The organism is Bacteroides sp. Phil13 (assembly GCF_001940965.1).
GTDB classification, from domain to species: Bacteria; Bacteroidota; Bacteroidia; order Bacteroidales; family Bacteroidaceae; genus Bacteroides; species Bacteroides intestinalis.
This window is the reverse complement of record NZ_MSHA01000062.1, coordinates 22,500-42,213: the sequence shown is the minus strand read 5'-3', so window position 1 is coordinate 42,213 and position 19,714 is coordinate 22,500. Positions and strand designations below refer to the sequence as shown.

The following is a 19,714-nucleotide window of genomic DNA, read 5'->3' as shown; positions in this document are numbered from 1 at the left end:
TGTTCGTTTTTGAAAGCGGGCGAAGGCTGAAAACTGATAAAATAATAAATAACTCAATATTCAACATGGACAGAGAAATACCAAAAGCAGTGCGTAACAAAGAACGCAACAAGAAAATTATCCGTTACGGAGGCATCGGCGTGGCAAGTATAGTCGTTATCAGCGTACTCATTTCATTGATGCGTACGGGAGTGAAAACAAAAGACCTGGTACTTTCCACAGTAGATAAAGGCACGATTGAAGTCAGTGTAAGTGCATCCGGAAAAGTGGTGCCGGCTTTCGAAGAGATTATCAATTCTCCTATCAATACCCGTATCGTCGAGATATATAAGAAAGGTGGCGATAGTGTGGATGTAGGTACGCCGATCTTGAAACTTGACTTGCAGAGTGTAGAGACAGACTATAAAAAATTGTTAGACGAAGAGCAGATGCGTAGCTACAAATTGGATCAGTTGCGCGTGAACAATCAGACAAAACTGAACGACCTGTCTATGAAGATTAAGGTTTCCGCCATGCAGTTGAATCGCAAGAAAGTGGAGTTGCGTAATGAGCAATATCTTGATAGCCTGGGTTCGGGAACTACGGATAAAGTGCGCCAGGCAGAACTTAGCTATAACGTAGCCCAGTTGGAATACGAACAGCTGAAACAACAATATGATAATGAGAAAGAAGTGCTTGCTGCCGAATATAAAGTTCAGGAGTTGGATTTTAGCATCTTCCGCAAAGGCCTTGCTGAGATGAAGCGAACGCTGGATGATGCACAGGTTCGTTCTCCGCGCAAAGCTATCCTTACCTATATTAATAACCAGATCGGTGCACAGGTTTCTCAGGGAAGCCAGCTTGCCGTGATTTCTGATCTTAGCCATTTCAAGGTGGAAGGTGAAATAGCAGATACGTATGGTGACCGTGTGGCCGCCGGTGGCAAGGCAATTGTGAAGATTGGCAGTGATAAACTGGAAGGTACGGTGAGCAGTGTGACGCCGTTGTCAAAGAACGGAGTGATTTCTTTCACTGTACAACTGAATGAGGATAATAACCGTCGTTTGCGTTCGGGATTGAAGACAGATGTATATGTGATGAATGCCGTGAAAGAAGATGTGATGCGTATTGCCAATGCTTCTTATTATGTAGGACGTGGCGAGTATGACCTCTTTGTGCGTGACTCTGATAAAGAAATCGTGAAACGTAAAGTACAACTGGGTGATAGCAACTTTGAATTTGTGGAAGTTATCAGTGGCTTGCAGCCGGGTGACCAGGTGGTAGTGAGCGACATGAGCCAGTATAAAAATAAGAATAAGCTGAAGTTGAATTAGCTACGAGCTACGGGCTACAAGTGACAAGTGCCTTTCGGAGTAATTGAAAATAAGAAAGATATGTTAAGGATATATTTAAAGCAAGCGTGGAGCCTGCTGAAAGAAAATCCGCTGGTTAGCGGGCTTTCTATTGCAGGAACGGCATTGGCCATTACCGCTGTAATGATGATTATTCTTGTGATACAGGTGCGTCTGGCTGAATATGCACCGGAGACGGAGCGCGGACGGATGTTGCACATCATTGCAACCCGTGCTTTCATGAAGAGTAATGATGGAAACTGGAACAATGGCGGAATGGGAAAACGGGTGGTACGCGAGCTTTTCTATAATCTGAAGACTCCGCAGGAGGTGAGTGGTTATGCTCGTAACACAGTGTCCGTCAGTTCGATTGCTAAGCGTACCTTTACCAAATATCGGGCTACTTATACAGACGACCGCTTCTGGAAAATATTCGATTATACATTTTTAGATGGTACTCCTTTTACCTATGAAGACAATGAAAGCGGCATCCGCAAAGCAGTTATCAGTGAGAAACTGGCACGCCGACTTTTTGGGAAAACAGAGGCGCAGGGTCAACGGCTACTTATCAATCGTACAGAATATACGGTATGCGGTGTTGTGAAGAATGTGCCCCGCACTGCTCGTTATGCTTATTCGGATGTATGGTTGCCTTATAATTCCAGTGCCGGCACAGAAACGGCTGCCAATGCTTATGAGGCACTGGTAGGGTCTTTTAATATTGTGATGCTGGCACATAGTACCGATGATTTTACTGCTATTCGTGCGGAAGTGGAAAAGGCCGCAAAACAATTGAATGCGAATACGTCGGAATATGGCGTCAGCTTCTTTAACGGGCCGATGAGTAATCTGGACCTGGTGGTTACCAATAATAATGGTTTTGTTAATGATATCCCCTATGGCAATTGGTTTTTGCGGCAAGGCAGTTTCGTATTTTTCCTGTTATTGCTTCCGGCGCTCAACATGATTGGTATAACGCTGACTAACTTTCGTAAGCGGCGTGCAGAGATAGGAGTCCGCAAAGCATTTGGAGCAACTGCGGGTAATGTTTTCCGTCAGGTTATCAATGAAAATCTCATTATCACTTTTATTGGCGGCATATTCGGATTGGTGCTCTCCATTGGTGTATTGTTGCTGACGCGCGACATCTTTTTCCCATCGGGTACGGAATTCAATGTAGAGATGCTAGTACGTCCGGAAACGTTTCTGGTAACTTTGCTTTTCATCTTCCTGCTGAACCTGCTGTGTGCCGGTATTCCTGCCTGGCGTGCCGGAAAGTATAACATTGTTAAATCGTTGAATAATCAAGAATAACCTATGATACGTCATCTCATCACCCTGATATGGAACCAGCGCAAACAGAATGGCTGGATATTTGCCGAACTGGCATTGGTTCTGCTGGCTATCTTTATGATTACGGATGCCGGTTACAGCAAATATACTCTTTATAATGAGCCTTTAGGTTATGACATCGATCGTTGCTGGCGGCTTCATCTGGAGGAAACGGAACCCGGTAACGAAGGTTATACAGGCGAGGATGAGCGTGGAGCCAAATGTTGGGAACGCATCACGGAACTGACCCGGCGGTTGATGAATACCGGTGAGGTGGAAGCTGTGGGGTGTAGCTTTTACAGTTGCCCATACAGTCAGGGCAATTCGTGGACGAATGTCGAACCGGCAGGAGCGGATAGCATCAATGCTTATTCCGAATCTTTACACCGCCAACTGGGTGATGCTGGTTTCTTTGAAGTTTTCGGCATACATGACGTGAACGGAAAGCATATCCGCGAGCTGGAAAATCCGGCAAAGGATGAGGTTATCCTAACAGAGAAGGTAGCGCAAAAGTTTTTTGGCGAGAAGGAGCCACGCGGCCGGTTGGTGAATACCGGGGAACTGAATGATGCACCTGTACTGGCTGTTGCACCCACTATTCGTGAGAATGATTTTGAATCGGCTACTCCCACGTTTTATATCAAAGCTTCCGGTTCTACGATGGAGGAGCTTTTCGAGTGGTATCGTCCTTCTTCATTGGAATATTCTCTACGCATGAAGCGTGATATGACACAGGCTGAGATGGAAGAATGGCTTGCCTCTTTGGGTGAACGGTTGACGTCCGGCAATATCTATGTAAATGCCGTAACAGGGTTTGAAGAGATGCGTGCCGACCGTATAGATTATGTAGTAACGGACTGGCAAATGGTACAACTCATTGTAGCCTTCCTATTGTTGAATGTATTTTTCGGCGTTACCGGGACTTTCTGGATGCGTACGCAGGCACGCCGTTCGGAAACGGGATTGCGTATGGCGGTCGGCGCATCAAAGGGAAGGGTTGTATCTTGGCTCAATGCGGAGGGCTTATTGATTCTGTTGCTGGCTTTGGTTCCTATAGTTATTATTGTACTTAACTTTCGCCATATGGATTTACTGAGTGCGGAAGTTCCTTATACGGCAGGTCGCTGGATTGTAGAATTTGCTATTTCATTGGGAATTTTGGCAGCGATGATTATGTTGGGCATTGCAGTGCCGGCACGCTGGATTATGAAAGAGCAACCGGCTGAAGCATTGCATCACGAATAAACAAACGTAATATATTCAGGGATGATAAAAATCTATTGGAAGCAGGCGTGGGTCTTGTTGAAGCAGAATCCGCTTTTCAGTACCCTTTATATCGTTGGTACAGGTCTGGCTATTGCTATGACTATGATTGTGGCTGTGATTTACTATGTCAAAGTGGCCCCGGTCTATCCGGAGTTGAATCGCATGCAAACACTTTATCTGACTTCAGCAAGATTTCAAAAAGGAACGGAGCAGAATAAACAGACTTTTCAATGGGCTGTTTCCTATCAGGCATTGCAAGAGTGGTTTTATCCGTTGAAGAATGCTGAGGTTGTTTCAGGTTTCATGTATAACAGTGCAGATAACAATTATATTCAACCGTCTGATCGCAGCGGGGATTTCACTGTAAAATTAAAGCTGGTTGACCCGAATTTCTTTCGCATTTATCCATTTTATTTTTCGGAAGGTAAGCCTTTTACTGCATCCGACCTTGAAAGCGGTATCTGCACGGCTGTTATAACACAAGAGCTGTCCCGTCGTTTGTTTGGTACGACTGAAGGCGTAGTGGGGCGCTCGTTCAGTTTGGATTATGTCAATTATCGCGTTTGTGGTGTTGTGCGTAGTGCAAGTTACCTGACTTCGGATTCATACGCTCAAGTCTATATTCCTTATAGTGTAATTCCTAAATATCGTGACTCCAATTATGGAATACCTTATTTAGGTGCATTTGGTGTTACTTTTCTTGTAAAGGACGATGCGCAAGCCGAAGCGTTGCGTGCCGAAATTCAGGAAATTGTCCGTAAGGAAAATCTGTTGCATGCGGATGAATGGCAGGTGAATCTTTGGGAACAACCTACTTCCCATTTGCAGCGATTGTTTAAACCTTATCCTAGTATGACTACAGGTGCATGGGCACAGATACGTTATCTCCTTTTAATATTGCTGGTGCTCCTGCTGGTTCCTGCCTTGAATTTGAGCGGAATGATAGCGAGCCGTATGGAAAGCCGCTTGTCGGAGATGGGAGTGCGTAAGTCATTCGGTGCCGACCGTGGCGGATTACTTTCACAAGTGATGTGGGAGAACCTCTTATTGACATTGTTGGGTGGTGTATTGGGATTATTGTTGGCGTGGTTCGCCCTGTATACTTGTCGTGAGTGGGTATTTATGATATTGGAAGATTGGGCCGAACCGGTTCCGGAAGGAGTGAATGTGCTGGTTTCCGGTGAGGTGCTGTTTGCTCCGATAGTATTTGCTGTTGCTCTTTTGTTCTGTATCTTGCTGAATTTATTATCAGCATTGATTCCGGCATGGTATGCATTACGGAAGCCGATTGTGTATTCATTGAATGAAAAAAGATAAAGACTATGCTGAAACTTATATTAAAGAACCTGTGGGCACGCCGTCGCCGTAATGTCTGGTTACTGGCGGAATTGATTCTGGTCAGTATTGTTACGTGGATTATCCTTGATCCGGTTATCGTGATGACGTATGACCGTAGTATTCCTTTAGGTTATGATACCGACCGCCTTTGTCTTGTTACTCTCAGCACCTTGCAGCCACAAGCGCCCGGTTATGATGAAGAGGCTGAGGATTCGGCCATGATTATGAAATCTTACTTCAATCTGACCCGATTGGTAAAGGACTATCCCGGCATAGAATCAGCTGCTCCGGTATTGGGTTTCGCTTATCCCAATTCTACGGGGAATGCCAATACATCTATTCGTGCGGAAGGTGATACTTTGGATTTGCCGGTAATGATCATGGAATTTATACCTCATACGAATTTCTTCGAAACTTATGGCTTTCGCTCCGGACAAGGCAGAACACCTGCGGAATTATCGGATTATGACTATACGGAAGATGACATCGTAATGACTGAAAATACGGCTGAACATTTGTTCCATACTAAAAATGCGGGTAATAAGCGTTGTTGGTCAAAAGAGGGGAACGATACAATTTATTCACCGGTTATCGGTGTAGTGGGAAACTTTAAGGCAACCAGCGATTCCCGTCCGGCTCCTGTCATTTTTCGTCCTTTGATATCTATCGATATGGAAGATGCTTCCGATGATGATATGCGGATATTACTTCGTCTGAAAGAGAATGTGAGTATGAAGCGTTTCTTGCATGATTTTCAACCGTGGATGGTGAAAGAGTTGCGGGCCGGTAATCTTTTTGCCCGTAACGTTCGGTCTTATGAAGCATTGATAACGAAAAATGAGTCTTATGATGTTACGCCGATGTATCGTCGTAATCTGGCAATGGCGGCATTCTTTTTAATTAATCTTTGCTTAGGTGTTATCGGTACTTTCTGGTTACAGACACGCACTCGTCGCGAAGAAGTGGGAGTTATGCTTTCCTTTGGCGGTACGCCGGGATATATTGTCCGCTTGTTGATGGGTGAAGGAACAGTGCTGACGTTTGTAGCTGTATTGACAGGCTGTTTGCTTTATTTGCAATATGCTGTCAAAGAAGGACTGGAGAGAGGTAACTACTGGAGTTTGATTATTGATGAATGTTGGATCACGGATTTCACGCAGCATTTCCTCATCGTGTCATTCATCGTTTTCTTTATCCTGTTGGCGGTGGTATTGGTCGGGATTTATATTCCTGCCCGTAAGATTAGCCGTATCCCACCGACAGAGGCATTACGTGACGAATAAATAAAACACAATATTATGATTAAACTTTATCTGAAACAAGCTTGGACGCTGATAAAGCAGCATCGTCTCTTTACCGGCATCTATGTGGTGGGTACAGGGCTTTCAATAGCTCTTGTCATGACAATGTTCATTATCTTTTATGTGAAGTTTGCGCCTATATATCCCGAATATAATCGCAACCGGATGATCGTATTGAAAATGATGAAATCTTATCCTAAGGATGATGATAAGAGTTGGAACTGCTCCAGCGTCAGTTACGATGTGGTGAAAATGTTACAAGAATTGCCGCACTTGGACGCTATCGGTGCCGCGTCAGGCAGCTATCGAGAATATTACGTGGAAGTTCCTGACAATAATGAGCCTATTGGCATTACTCCGCTTTATGCCGATGCAGGATTTTGGCAGGTCTTTACCTTTCGTTTTCTGTATGGAAAGCCTTTCACACAAGCGGATATTGATGCGAAACGCAGGGAAGTGGTAGTTCCGGTAAGTCTGGCAAGGAGGCTGTTTGCTGCAGATGATGTGGTGGGCAGACGCTTTAAGATGGATGCGCAGGAATACCGGGTTTGCGGTGTGGTAGAGGATGTTTCTGCTGCTACGCCTTCTACCGTGGGAGATTTATGGATGCCAATAACGCTTAACTCTTGGATTAAGTCGGACAATTCCGAAAAGTTGGTTGGTAGTGCGGATATATATATGACGGCTCCCACTGCTACCGACAAAGAAGCTTTGAAGGAAGAAGTGCGTGAGGTTTTTCGGAAATTTAATCTTGCTGCTCCTAAATATATGAATGACCTTATGGGACAACCCGATGACTACTGGGCCAGCACATTCCGTGTAAATTCTTGCGGAGCCCCTGACCTGGCATCCGAGTTGAGGGGATATCTTTATATGTTGCTTGCTCTGCTTTTCATCCCTGCCATGAACCTGAGCGGCATGATGTCTTCGCGCATGGACGAACGCCTTTCCGAGTTGGGAGTACGCAAAACATACGGTGCTACCAACGGAAGCCTCATAAGGCAAGTGTTGTGGGAGAATCTTCTGCTCACCTGTATCGGTGGTTTGCTTGGCTTGCTAATTTCTTATCTGATAGTGCTGACGGCAAGCGATTGGATACTGACCCTGTTCGACAGTTATACGGATGCCGGGAAGACTCCTTTCCTCTCGTTTGAGATGCTATTTAATCCGATGGTTTTCTGTACGGCATTCGGACTTTGTGTGCTGTTGAACCTCATTTCTGCACTTATTCCTGCAATATGGGCATTGCGCCGCAACATTATTCAATCGTTGAACTCTAAACGTTAAGATGCTATGATAAAGATAATAAGACACCAGTTATGGAATCAGCGCCGGCAAAATGGGTGGATATTTGTGGAATTAGTCATCGTGAGCTTTTTCCTCTGGACGGTAATTGATCCTATTTATGTGCTGACTTCCAATCTTGCCCTTGACCCCGGTTATGATGAAGAACGGGCATACGCGCTTTATATGGATTATTATGATGAACTGCATGGTAAGTTTGACAAGGCACAAGATAGTGTTGCCATCAGGCAGGAAAATCTTTATCGCATTACCCGTTTGGTAAAGAATTGTCCCGAAGTGGAAAGTTTTGCCTTGGTGACTAATGCTAGTTTCCCAAATTGTAATTCGTGGAATGGCGGACAATACTTCAATGACACACTGAAGGTGCATTCGCAGTATTACCAGTTTGTGCAGGCAGAGGGTGGCGATGTATTCTGTACATTCGGCATGAAAGATGCCAAGAGTGGGCAGATCATGTCTTTGCCCGAAGACTGTGCTGCCCGTGAGGGAGTGTTTGTATCCGAACGTATGGCAAAGGAGCTTTTTGGCACTGCAGATGCAGTGGGCAAGAGGGTGCGATATGGCGACAGTACTTTCCATGAGGTGATGGGGGTGTTGCAGGACTATAAACATCGGATTAATGAACAGCCGGGTAACCTATTGATACAAGTGAATGGCAAGATTCCAAACCATAACTGGATTCAACGGATGTATATGGTCACTTTCCGGTTAAAGCAGAATGTGGATGTTGCTGTTTTTGAGAAGCGCTTCAAGGCGGAAGTGGTTCCACAACTCAATGTCGGTAATTTCTATTTCACGAAGTTGGGACGCTTCGCTGATATTCGTCGTCAATATGAAAATGAGAGTGGGGTGACGAATACTTTACGTCTGCAATATTCATTGGCGGGATTTGCCTTGCTGTGCGTGTTTCTCGGTATGGTGGGCACGTTCTGGATACGTTGCAATGCACGGAGGCAAGACATCGGGCTGATGCGAAGTATGGGAGCTACCCGGAAAGGAATCTGCAATCAGTTCCTCACGGAGGCATGGCTGCTGGTGACGGTGGCATTTGTTGTTTCCCTGCCATTGACAATACACCGTGTCTATGCATCCGGTTTTGCCAATCCTACTATGGATGGAAACCCCGATTACTGGCAAAATCAGCCGTATACGCATTTCTTTATTGTTAGCCTGCTGACTTATGTGGTATTACTCATAATTGCTTTATTGGGTACTTATGCACCCGTCACCCGGGCAGCGAAGATATTGCCTGCTGAGGCTTTGCGTGATGAATAAGACAGAAGCGGACAATTGAAAACGAACAGGGTGTTCATTTTCGGACACATGCTTGTGAACTTAATTGGCTGATAATGAGTATGTGTCTTTTTTGGCATATCATTTGATTAATATGTGTGAAGAACAAATAAATAGCGAATTGAATCAATTAATAACAATTAAATACTTACCATTATGATTAAATTGACTGAGATAAACAAGATTTATCGTACGAATGAGATTGAAACTGTGGCATTGGAAAATGTAAACCTCGAAGTAGAGAAAGGTGAGTTCCTCAGTATTATGGGACCTTCCGGTTGCGGAAAATCTACGTTGCTGAATATTATAGGCTTGCTGGATGCCCCTACAAGTGGTATTATTGAGATCGACGGTACCCGTACGGATGGTATGAAGGATAAGGAACTGGCTGCTTTCCGTAACAGGAAGTTGGGTTTTGTATTCCAGTCTTTCCACTTGATTAACTCATTGAATGTGCTCGATAATGTAGAACTTCCTTTATTATATAGAAAGGTATCCGCAAAAGAACGCCGCCGTTTGGCAGAAGAGGTATTGGCAAAGGTGGGTTTGAGCCATCGTATGCGCCACATGCCAACACAGCTTTCCGGTGGTCAGTGCCAGCGCGTGGCTGTGGCCCGTGCCATCATTGGTAATCCTGAGATAATCCTCGCCGATGAGCCGACCGGTAACTTGGACTCTAAGATGGGTGCTGAGGTAATGGAACTACTGCATCAGTTGAATAAGGAGGACGGACGCACCATCGTGATGGTAACCCACAATGAAGAACAGGCCAAACAGACAAGTCGCACGGTACGCTTCTTCGACGGTCGCCAAGTGGAATAACGGGACAAATGAAAGAGTGAAAAGTGAAAGAATGAAATAGTGAAACAATGAAAGGAAGGATATAATGATGCAAACGATTCGTCAGGCTTTTACGATTCTGAAGCAGAATCCGTTATTGAGCACTATATCCATACTGGGTACGGCTTTCGCCATTACCATGATTATGGCTATCGTGATTACCTGGCAAACGAAATATGCTGATCTGGAACCGGAAGTGAACCGGAGCCGTTGTCTTTATTTCTCTGCTATGCATGTACAGGGAAAGGAGAATAAGGATTGGAACAACTTTGGCAAGCCTTCGGCTGCATTTATGAAGGAGTGTATACAGCCGCTTCCGGAAGTGGAAGCCTGTACGGCTTTCAGTACAGCAGATGTGGCGCTGGTATCTCTGACTGATGGGAACAACCGTTTGAAAGTGGATGCCATGAGTACTGATCCCGATTTCTGGAAAATCTTCAAACTACAGTTTCTTGATGGAAGAAGTTTCACGGAGGCGGAACGGGGAGGAGATATGCAGTCAGTGGTTATTTCCGCTTCTGTTGCCCGTAAGCTATTTGGAACGACGGAGGCGGCGGGACGGCAGATGTTGTTGAACAGGGAGGTGGTACGGATCATTGGAGTTGTGAAAGATGTTTCGGTTACGGCTAAGGACGCTTATGCACAAGTATGGAGCATGTACCATTCCAATGAATTGAACGTGACCGGTTGGTGGAGCTATAATGGAAATAGGACTATTGCCGTATTGGCGCGTACTCCTGATGATTTCCCTGCTATCAAACAAGGAGTCGAGAAACGGGTGAAAGACGTCAATGCCGGTTTGGAACAGAGGCAGATAGATATTATGGAACAACCCGATAACATTGTAGCACACGTAAACCACGTATGGTCTAATATAGGACCCAACTTGCCGATGCTTTATCTGCAATATGGAATTGCCTTGTTCATTATCCTGCTGGTACCCTCGCTCAATCTGTGCGGGCTGAGTAATAGCCGCATGCAACAACGTGTCAGTGAGTTGGGTGTGCGCAAAGCTTTTGGAGCTACGGATGGTACACTTGTCCGTCAGATATTGAATGAAAATCTGGTATTGACATTGATAGGAGGTGTGGTAGGTTTGATATTCAGCTACCTTGCTGTTTACGCCATGCGTACGTGGTTGTTTACCAACAGCGATAACATTGGTACGGCGGGCGATTTCAGTCTGAGTATGGGTGCATTGTTCAGTCCGGCGGTGTTTGTGCTGGCCTTTGTCTTTTGCCTGTTGATAAATCTGCTGAGTGCAGGACTGCCTGCCTGGCTTGCCACTCGCCGCACGATTGTGGACTCATTGAACGATAAATAAGAAAAGGAGATCTTATGAAATTTATATTACATAATTTACACATGATTTGGTCGCGCCTGCGCAGTAATGGATGGGTGTTGGCTGAACTCTTCCTGGTATTCATCGTGATGTGGTTCCTTTGCGATTCTCTGGGCTGTCTCAAGTATACTTTCTACCGCCCTTTGGGCTATAGCATAGACCACGTTTACCAGCTAAACACAATTATAGGAGGTGCCACCAGTGACACCACCTTGACGAATGCCGACAGATACCTGCGTGCATTGCGGAAATTGGAGCAGGAACCCAGCGTTGAGGCGGCTGCCCTGTGTTATTGGAGCCTGCCGATGAGCGGAAACAACAGCGACAACTCACTGGCCGCGCAGGACACCATCGGAGTGAATGCACGCATTATCCTGACTACCGGCGGATATATTGACGTCTTCCGCATGAGTGACGACCCGCAACGCCCCTTTGCCAAGACTCCTGCGGGGGAGAACAACGTGATGCTGAGCCAGGCAGCTGTGGACCGTTTCAAGAAGAGAATGCCGACCTTCTCACTGGATACACCGCTGAGTTACTATGGCGATACCACGTCGGTCGTTACGCAAGGCGGAAAGATAGAAGCCTTCCGTAGCTATCGTTACGGAAGCGATGCCTCGTGGTTTTTCTTTCGTCTGGACGAAAACCTGATTAAAACGCGGTTTGCCGACAATTGGGCGCAAATCGTTTTTCGTGTGAAAGCTGTTGCCGATGGCTCGGACTACCGTGCGAAGTTTATCCGTGAGATTGCACCACGGCTGGATGTAGACGATTTGTTTGTGGCTGATGCCGTGCCTTATACCGAACAGCAGTTACAATTTGAAGTCATGAATGGAGATACGGACAAGGTGAACAGTCAGGCAATTGTAGTGCTTTTCCTGTTGGTAAATGTATTCCTGGGATTGATCGGAACGTTTTGGTTCCGTACCCGTCGCCGCCGTGGTGAGATAGCTTTGCGCTTGGCTATGGGTAGCACAAAGAATCAGGTATTCCGCCTCCTGACAGGCGAGGGACTGTTGCTGCTTGCACTGGTGACGTTGCCCGCAATGATTATTTGCTATAATATAGGTATAGCGGAGTTTACCGTCGGACGGTCGGAACTGATTTCCACATGGCCTGTAGAGTGGAGTTTTCTGCGCTTTCTGTTTGGTTCTTTTGGGGCATGGCTGCTGGTAGCTTTGATGGTAACGATTGGAATTTGGTTTCCGGCACGGCAGGCGATGAAGATACAGCCGGCCGAGGCATTACATGAAGAATAAGAAATAAATTGGTATTAATCATTAATATGAGAAAGATTATGAAGGCTTTATTTATAACCCTGAGTTTATTATTTGCCGCAGTAGCCGGTACAGTTTATGCAGCTAACGAAAAGGACCCGCAGGTTAGTGAAATTCGTAAAGTGGAGGCTTTCTCTTCTGTTGAGGTGACGTCTGTAGCAACAGTGTACTTCACGCAGGGCAATAACTATTCTCTGAAAATAGAAGGAAGGGAAGAATATGTCACCACCACGACTACGGAAGTGAAGAATGACTGTCTCATCATCGGTTTCAAAAATAAAAAGGATGGTAACAACAACCGTAATAAAGGCGTGAATATCTACCTGACTGCTCCCGACCTAAAAAGTGTGAAATTCAGTGGTGTCGGTTCATTCAACTGCAATGAAGCTCTGAAACTGGATGATGTGAAGTTTGAGATAGAAGGCGTAGGCAAGGTAAATGTGGAAGATCTGACGTGCAATTCACTTGTAGTAAAAATGGAAGGTGTAGGCAAGGCTGATATTCACGTGAATTGTGACCGTCTGCGTGCCAGTATGGAAGGTGTAGGCAGCGTTACGTTGAGCGGACGCGCCGGACAAGCCGATATTTCAAAAGGCGGTATCGGTGGTGTGAATACACGTAACCTGAAAGTAGGAGAGTGACAATGGTCATTGTAAACTGTAAGCAAATAATATGATTAAACAATATTTTACGCAAGCATGGGCGCAGCTACGGCAACAGCCGATAATCAGTGCTGTCAGCATAGCCGGTACGGCACTTGCCATCTTTCTCATCATGTTGGTGGTGATGATGCAACAAGTCAAAGTGGCACCTTTTGCACCGGAAAGCAACCGCGACCGCTTCCTGCACGCCCATTATATGAGCATTACAAACCAAAATTGGGGGGGCGGAAGCAGCAACGGTCCTATGAGTGCGAAGACTGCACGCGAGTGCTTTCAGATATTGAAAACTCCCGAAGCAGTAACTATTTATACTTGTATGGTAATCTCCACTCCGGTCAACCTTCCGGGACAACCTTCCATAGGTATCGACCTGTTGCAGACGGATGATATTTTCTGGCGTGTGTTCGATTTCTCGTTTATCGGCGGGAAGCCTTATGATAAGGCAACGTTCGATGCTGGGCTGCCGGTGGCGGTTATTACGGAAAGTGTGGCAAAGAAACTGTTTCAAAGTACGGATGTTGAAGGACGTGAGTTTCTGTTGAACCATGCACCTTATAAGGTAATAGGAGTAGTGAAGGATGTTTCTACCTTGGCTACAACCGCATACGGACAAGTATGGGTACCTTATACCTCGACAGAGATAACGAAAGATACGTGGAGTGATGAGCATATGGGCATGATGAGTTGTACCATCCTAGCACGTGATCGCGACGACTTTGATGCCATCCGTGAGGAAGCGGAACGGCGCAGACAGGAGTATAATGTATTGATTGGTGCCGATGGTTACGAGTTGATTTATCGTAACCGCCCCTACGACCAAGAGAAAAGTGCAATAGCCTTTGCTGCCAATCTGGAACCGGACGTGGACCAGGCACGCAGGCAGAGACTGATAATCTTTGTCATCCTGCTGATAGTGCCTGCCATCAATCTGAGTAGTATGACGCAGAGCCGCCTTCGTCAGCGCGTGGCTGAAATAGGCGTGCGCCGTGCATTTGGCAGTACACGGCTGGAACTGATGGGACAAATCATTGCCGAGAATCTTGTAGTGACCCTGATGGCCGGTGTACTGGGACTATTGCTCAGTGTGGCATTTGCTTATTTAGGTAATACATTATTGTTTGCGCAGGAGTTCAGTCAGACTCTAAGCCCTCCGGCAGTGAATACTAGCATATTGTTGCATGCTTCCACCTTTGGCTGGGCATTGTTGTTCTGCTTCATATTGAATTTATTGAGTTCCGGTATTCCGGCATGGCGTGCATCGAGAGTAGGAATTGTAAATGCATTGGGCGGACGCCTGCATTAATCGCTCATCACTAAACATTAATCACTGAAAGAAATGACTAAGAAACTTCTTACACAGATAAAGAATGAATGGCTCTCAAACCTATGGTTAGCGTTGGAGTTGCTGGTGGTGAGCGTAGTGATGTGGTATGTGGTGGACTACCTTTATACCCGTGCTGCCACTTACCTGGAACCGCGAGGTTTCAACATAGAGCATTGCTATCTCATTGAATTGGGTGAACTGACACCGAAGAGTCCCGATTATACGCCTGATAAGAGTAGGGATGACACACATGCGGATATTGCTGAATTGGTAGAACGCTTACGCCGCCGTCCGGAGGTGGAAGCTGTCAGCCTTTCGCAAAATTCGTATCCTTATAATGGAAGCAATAGTAGCGGGGAGGTGCGTTATGATACGCTTCAGTCACCCGGATGGACTATCCGTAGAATGGTTACGCCGGACTTTGTTCGTGTCTTCCGCTATCAAGGTACACGGGGTGAAACGCCCGAACAGTTGGCGGAGATGTTGGAACGCGGTGAGTTTCTGGCTTCTGACAACCTTTATAGAAAGTACGACCGTAAGCTGACGGAGTTTGTAGGCAAGCGTTTCCAACTTTTTGGTGATACGACTAAAACGTATCAACTGGGAGCATCCTTGCAGAATGTACGCTATCATGACTACGACCAGGCTCATTCTTCGTTTTGCTTTCTGGCTAAACAGTCTTTCTATTATGTAGGTCTGGAACTCTGTGTTCGCGTCCGCGAAGGGCAGGACAATAATTTTATTACAAAATTGAAGGAGGACAGTGAAAGCCAGTTCCGCATAGGCAACCTCTTTATTTCGGAGATTCGTTCGTTTCACGATATACGCCGCAATTTCCAGCAGGCATGGACCAATAATATCCGTAACTATGTGATGGGTATGGGATTTCTGCTGTTGAACATCTTCCTCGGACTGCTTGGAACATTCTGGTTCCGTACGCAGCAACGCCGTTCGGAGATTGCATTGCATAAAGCACATGGGGCAACAGACCGTGCCATCTTCAGCCGTCTGCTGAGTGAAGGCTTGCTGCTGTTAGCGGTTGTTACGCCTATTGCACTGGTCGTTGACTGGAACCTGGCGCATATGGAACTGAATTCATGGCGTAACGATACGACGTTGGAATGGGATAGATTGCTGTTCTGTGCAGGCATTAGTTTTGTATTAATGGCGTTGATGATTGCCATCGGTATCGGTATTCCGGCACGCAAGGCAATGAAGGTGCAGCCGGCTGAAGCCTTGCATGACGAATAAGTTTTAAGATAAAACGAAATATTATGATACGACTCTATTTTCTTCAGGCATTCTACCATTTGCGCGAGAACCCTATCATTACCTGGGTGTCTGTGTTAGGTACGGCAATGGCAATCTGCATGATTATGGTACTGGTTATTACTTTCCAGGTGCGGCTCGTGGACTGTGAACCTGAAGTGAATCGCTCGCGTACACTTTATGTTCCTTATATGTCTGTGAAACAAAAAGGTGTATCAGATAATGAGTCCGCTAATTCTTCCATGTCCGTGCGTACGGGTCGCGAATGTTTCCGTGCATTGACTACGCCCGAAGCTGTAACTTTGGCAAGTGGCGTTGATAAGGTTCGTGCTTCGGTTCCTTCCGGATCGAAGGCGACGGCAGATATGGTGCAAACCGATGAATCATTCTGGACGATTTTCAGTTTTCGTTTTCTGAGTGGCGCAGCGTTTACCAAGGCTGACTGTGATGCCGGATTACCGCGTGCTGTACTGGATGCCACCACTGCTCGTAGGCTGTTTGGTACTACCGATGCAGTGGGGCGTACCGTACAATTGAATTATGTCGACTATACCGTTGCCGGAGTGGTTGCTGATGTCTCTATGCTTGCTACGGCTGCTTATGCACAGATATGGGTGCCTTATACTGCTGCGGGTGCGGAATCTATGTCCTGGCAGAATGATACAATGGGACCTATGCATGCCATTATCCTTGCCCGTTCATCTGCGGACTTTGATGCAATTCGTGAAGAAACAGAGTTATTGCGTAAAAAGTATAATGACGGGTTGCAAGATGTCGAAGTCTTTTATCGTGGACAGCCCGATACTCAATTGGCTTATCTTTATCGTCGCTGGTATGCAGAACCTGATGTTTCGGGAGTGATGCTGCGTTATGCTATTGTTATTATCATTCTGCTTCTTGTTCCGGCTATTAACCTGTCCGGTATGACTCTTTCGCGCATGCGTCGCCGTATGGCTGAAATTGGAGTACGTAAGGCTTTCGGCGCTACGGGCGGCGAATTGATGCGTCAGGTCTTTTTCGAGAATCTGGTGTTGACGTTGCTGGCAGGTATTGTTGGCTTGGCACTGAGTTACGCTGCTACTTTTGTGTTGAACGGTTTCCTTTTCAGCAATTCGATGAACGCCTCGCTGAGTGGTGAGACTGCACTGACACCGGGGATGTTGCTGTCACCATGGGCCTTTATTGCAGCATTTGCATTCTGCCTCCTGATGAACGTGCTTTCCGCAGGTATTCCTGCATGGCGTGCTTCACGGATGAATATTACTGACGCTATTAATCAAAGATAGATATGAAGAACTTGCTGACACAAATAAAGAATGAATGGCGGAGCAATCTTTTCCTGCTCGTAGAGTTACTGTTGGTTTTTGCAGTGCTGTGGTATATTGTTGACTGGGTTACCGTCACTGCACGTGTCTATCACGCTCCGATGGGGTTCGATACGGAGCATTGCTACAATCTCTCTTTCAATAGCCTGACTCCTAAATCTGCATTATACGATCCGGCTCTGACAGCCGAAGATGATGTGGATGCTCTGCTTGAGATAACTGAACGTTTACGTCACCGTCCCGGTGTGGAGGCGGTTACTGTCTCACAAAACTGCTTCCCATATAATGAAGGGAGTAGTGGAGCATATTTTTATCTACAGGATACTATATGTGTCACTGCCCATCAGGTTTGGTCTGACCCGGATTTCTATCGTGTTTTCCGTTATCACACTGTTGATGGTGGGGATGCGGATAAACTTGCTGCCGCTACTTCCGATCAGACTCTGGTTGTCACTTCCAATGTCACTGACAGATATCCTGAACTGAATATGCCTGATGCCTGTTCCTTGCTGAACAAGGAAGTTGCTTTGACCAATCCTGATCGTGGTTACTATCGACGTGTTGCCGCCATTGCCGCCCCAGTGCGCAGTTCCCATTTTGAAACATCACATGAATGGGGTGGGGCATTTATCGGTTATAATCTGAATCGTGATGCCCTTATCAATGAGTTGGGCAACGTGCGTTACGTCCAGGTCAGCTTGCGCGTTTCTCCTGATGCGGACCATGATTTTGTTGATGCGCTTATGGAAGATGCCGACCGTCTCTACCGGATAGGCAATGTCTATTTGCTTGATGTGCTTCCTTTCAGTGATATTCGTTACGTTCGGGAACTTGAAGATGTGAACGAAGTGAAAACACAGCTTTGCATTCTTTTCTTCTTGATGCTGAATATATTTTTGGGTGTTATCGGTACTTTCTGGTTTCGTACACAACATCGGTGCCGTGAAGTGGCGTTGCGTATGGCAATGGGATCCAGCCGTCGCGGTGTGTTCTTACGCCTGATGGGTGAGGGGCTGTTACTATTATCGGTCGCTGCCGTTCCTGCTCTGCTGATTGCTTTCAATGTGGGTATTGCCGAGTTGGTAGACATTAACAAGATGCAGTTCACATTTGAGCGCTTCTTGATTGCAGCTGTGTTTACGTGGTTGCTTATGGCATTGATGATTGTTGTCGGCATCTGGTATCCTGCTTATAAGGCTATGCAGTTACAGCCTGCCGAGGCACTTCACGATGAATAGTGTTATTCTATAAAACGATATACTTATGATATTCAGACAAACATTTACACTTTTACGGCAGAATCCGTTTTTCAGTGTCGTTTCCATTATCGGCACGGCGGTGAGTATCGCTTTTGCTATGGTAGTCTACATGGTTTATGATATCCAGACTGCCAATATTCGTCCCGAATCGTATCGTGACCGAATGGTTTATTCTTCTTATGGTTATAGTTACCGTAAGGCAGATCATAGCAATTCAAATACGGGTATGTCTTACCAGGCTGCCAGTCGTGTTTTCGGCGATCTGCCCGGTGCGGAACTAGTCACTTATACCGGCTATGTCACCATGGAGTATTGTGGTGCTTCACCGGAGCAAGGACGTCGTTGCGAGAAGCGTCGTGTCGATCTGAACTTCTGGCGTCTTTATGATATCCGTTTCGTAGCCGGTCGTCCTTTCGATCAGCAAGAGTTTGATGCTTGTGCAGATGTTGTAGTCATTGCCGAGCAGTTGGCACGCGAAGCTTTCGGTTCGGCTGAAGAAGCTATTGGCAAGAGTTATTTTGTTGATTTTCGTCCCAAACGTGTAGTAGGGGTTACGGAAGATGTAAGTTCTCTTTTCACCTTTGCTTATGGCGAGGTGTGGGTGCCTTATTATACTAAAGACCCTGCATGGGGGAGTGAAGGATTACGTGGTGGTTTTGAAGCGATGGTGTTGTGTAAACCAGATGTCAGTCCCAATGAAATGAAACAACAGATAGAGAGTTCGCTGGATAGTCTGAATGCATCACTTACCGAATATGAATTGGTACTTCCCGATTTGAGCACCTATGCTGAGCGCCAGTTCTTCCGTGATGATTTCCTTAACCCTATGGCTACCTGTATCATTTTGGGGCTTATCCTACTCATTGTGCCGGCAATCAATGTTAGTGGACTTATCTCCTCTCAAATGTCTCGTCGTCTGTCGGAACTTGCGGTGCGTAAAGCTTATGGTGCAAGTCGTCTGACCTTGATGACACAGCTGCTAATTGAGAACTTGCTGATGGCATTCATTGGTGCATTGCTGGGATTTCTGCTTTCATGCCTGCTGTTATGGTTGGGGAAAGATTGGATGCTCGCAGGTGGATATACCGATACGAACTTCGAGGTAAGTATCTGGCTTTTCCTACGACCCACCGTATTTCTGACGGTATTGGGCGTATGCCTGCTTTTTAATTTTCTGTCCGTATTTATTCCGGCATGGAATGCTACTCGCCGTCCGATAGCAGAAGTTATCAGTGGAGAATAATTGTTTA

General features: G+C 46.1%; 16 protein-coding genes. All 16 read left to right on the top strand.

All coding sequences use genetic code 11. The features are described 5' to 3' along the window. The first annotated feature begins 65 nt into the window (after nt 1-65). The 16 genes from BWI44_RS11765 to BWI44_RS11690 all read left to right on the top strand — a co-directional run bounded on the left by BWI44_RS11765 (nt 66) and on the right by BWI44_RS11690 (nt 19,707). Nucleotides 66-1,313 (top strand): efflux RND transporter periplasmic adaptor subunit, encoded by a 1,248-nt coding sequence (locus tag BWI44_RS11765; protein WP_138292479.1) that lies wholly within the window; start codon nt 66-68, stop codon nt 1,311-1,313. 60 nt (nt 1,314-1,373) lie between these two features. Next, entirely contained in the window at nt 1,374-2,645 is a 1,272-nt protein-coding gene (locus BWI44_RS11760; RefSeq protein ID WP_138292480.1) for an ABC transporter permease, read from the top strand. A 3-nt stretch (nt 2,646-2,648) separates the two neighbouring features. After that, a complete protein-coding gene (locus BWI44_RS11755) occupies nt 2,649-3,908 on the top strand; it encodes an ABC transporter permease (RefSeq protein WP_138292481.1) in 1,260 nt (419 codons plus the stop codon). A 21-nt stretch (nt 3,909-3,929) separates the two neighbouring features. Further along, nucleotides 3,930-5,246, top strand: a complete 1,317-nt coding sequence (locus tag BWI44_RS11750) for an ABC transporter permease (protein ID WP_138292482.1) — start codon at nt 3,930-3,932, stop codon at nt 5,244-5,246. Nucleotides 5,247-5,251: 5 nt separating this feature from the next. After that, entirely contained in the window at nt 5,252-6,550 is a 1,299-nt protein-coding gene (locus BWI44_RS11745; RefSeq protein WP_286813848.1) for an ABC transporter permease, read from the top strand. 15 nt (nt 6,551-6,565) lie between these two features. Continuing rightward, nucleotides 6,566-7,855: an ABC transporter permease gene (locus BWI44_RS11740; protein ID WP_007664736.1), complete on the top strand. Its 1,290-nt coding sequence runs from the start codon at nt 6,566-6,568 to the stop codon at nt 7,853-7,855. Between the two features lie 6 nt (nt 7,856-7,861). After that, nucleotides 7,862-9,148, top strand: coding sequence for an ABC transporter permease (locus tag BWI44_RS11735; protein ID WP_286813842.1), 1,287 nt, complete (start codon nt 7,862-7,864; stop codon nt 9,146-9,148). Between the two features lie 174 nt (nt 9,149-9,322). After that, nucleotides 9,323-9,988 (top strand): ABC transporter ATP-binding protein, encoded by a 666-nt coding sequence (locus tag BWI44_RS11730; RefSeq protein WP_286813840.1) that lies wholly within the window; start codon nt 9,323-9,325, stop codon nt 9,986-9,988. A 67-nt stretch (nt 9,989-10,055) separates the two neighbouring features. After that, complete coding sequence (locus tag BWI44_RS11725; RefSeq protein ID WP_286813919.1) at nt 10,056-11,330, top strand: ABC transporter permease; 1,275 nt, start codon at nt 10,056-10,058, stop codon at nt 11,328-11,330. Nucleotides 11,331-11,344: 14 nt separating this feature from the next. Continuing rightward, nucleotides 11,345-12,607, top strand: coding sequence for an FtsX-like permease family protein (locus tag BWI44_RS11720; protein ID WP_007664729.1), 1,263 nt, complete (start codon nt 11,345-11,347; stop codon nt 12,605-12,607). A 26-nt stretch (nt 12,608-12,633) separates the two neighbouring features. Then, nucleotides 12,634-13,266 carry a GIN domain-containing protein gene (locus tag BWI44_RS11715; RefSeq protein WP_007664727.1) on the top strand — a complete coding sequence of 211 codons (633 nt, stop codon included), beginning with the start codon at nt 12,634-12,636 and terminating at the stop codon, nt 13,264-13,266. Nucleotides 13,267-13,297: 31 nt separating this feature from the next. Continuing rightward, on the top strand, nt 13,298-14,590 hold the full coding sequence (locus tag BWI44_RS11710; protein WP_195209659.1) for an ABC transporter permease: 1,293 nt from the start codon (nt 13,298-13,300) through the stop codon (nt 14,588-14,590). Nucleotides 14,591-14,623: 33 nt separating this feature from the next. After that, nucleotides 14,624-15,862 carry an FtsX-like permease family protein gene (locus BWI44_RS11705; protein WP_195209658.1) on the top strand — a complete coding sequence of 413 codons (1,239 nt, stop codon included), beginning with the start codon at nt 14,624-14,626 and terminating at the stop codon, nt 15,860-15,862. Nucleotides 15,863-15,885: 23 nt separating this feature from the next. Beyond that, a complete protein-coding gene (locus BWI44_RS11700; RefSeq protein ID WP_195209657.1) occupies nt 15,886-17,166 on the top strand; it encodes an ABC transporter permease in 1,281 nt (426 codons plus the stop codon). Between the two features lie 2 nt (nt 17,167-17,168). Further along, nucleotides 17,169-18,443 carry an ABC transporter permease gene (locus BWI44_RS11695; protein ID WP_195209656.1) on the top strand — a complete coding sequence of 425 codons (1,275 nt, stop codon included), beginning with the start codon at nt 17,169-17,171 and terminating at the stop codon, nt 18,441-18,443. Nucleotides 18,444-18,468: 25 nt separating this feature from the next. Then, nucleotides 18,469-19,707, top strand: a complete 1,239-nt coding sequence (locus BWI44_RS11690; protein WP_195209655.1) for an ABC transporter permease — start codon at nt 18,469-18,471, stop codon at nt 19,705-19,707. Nucleotides 19,708-19,714 lie beyond the last annotated feature (7 nt).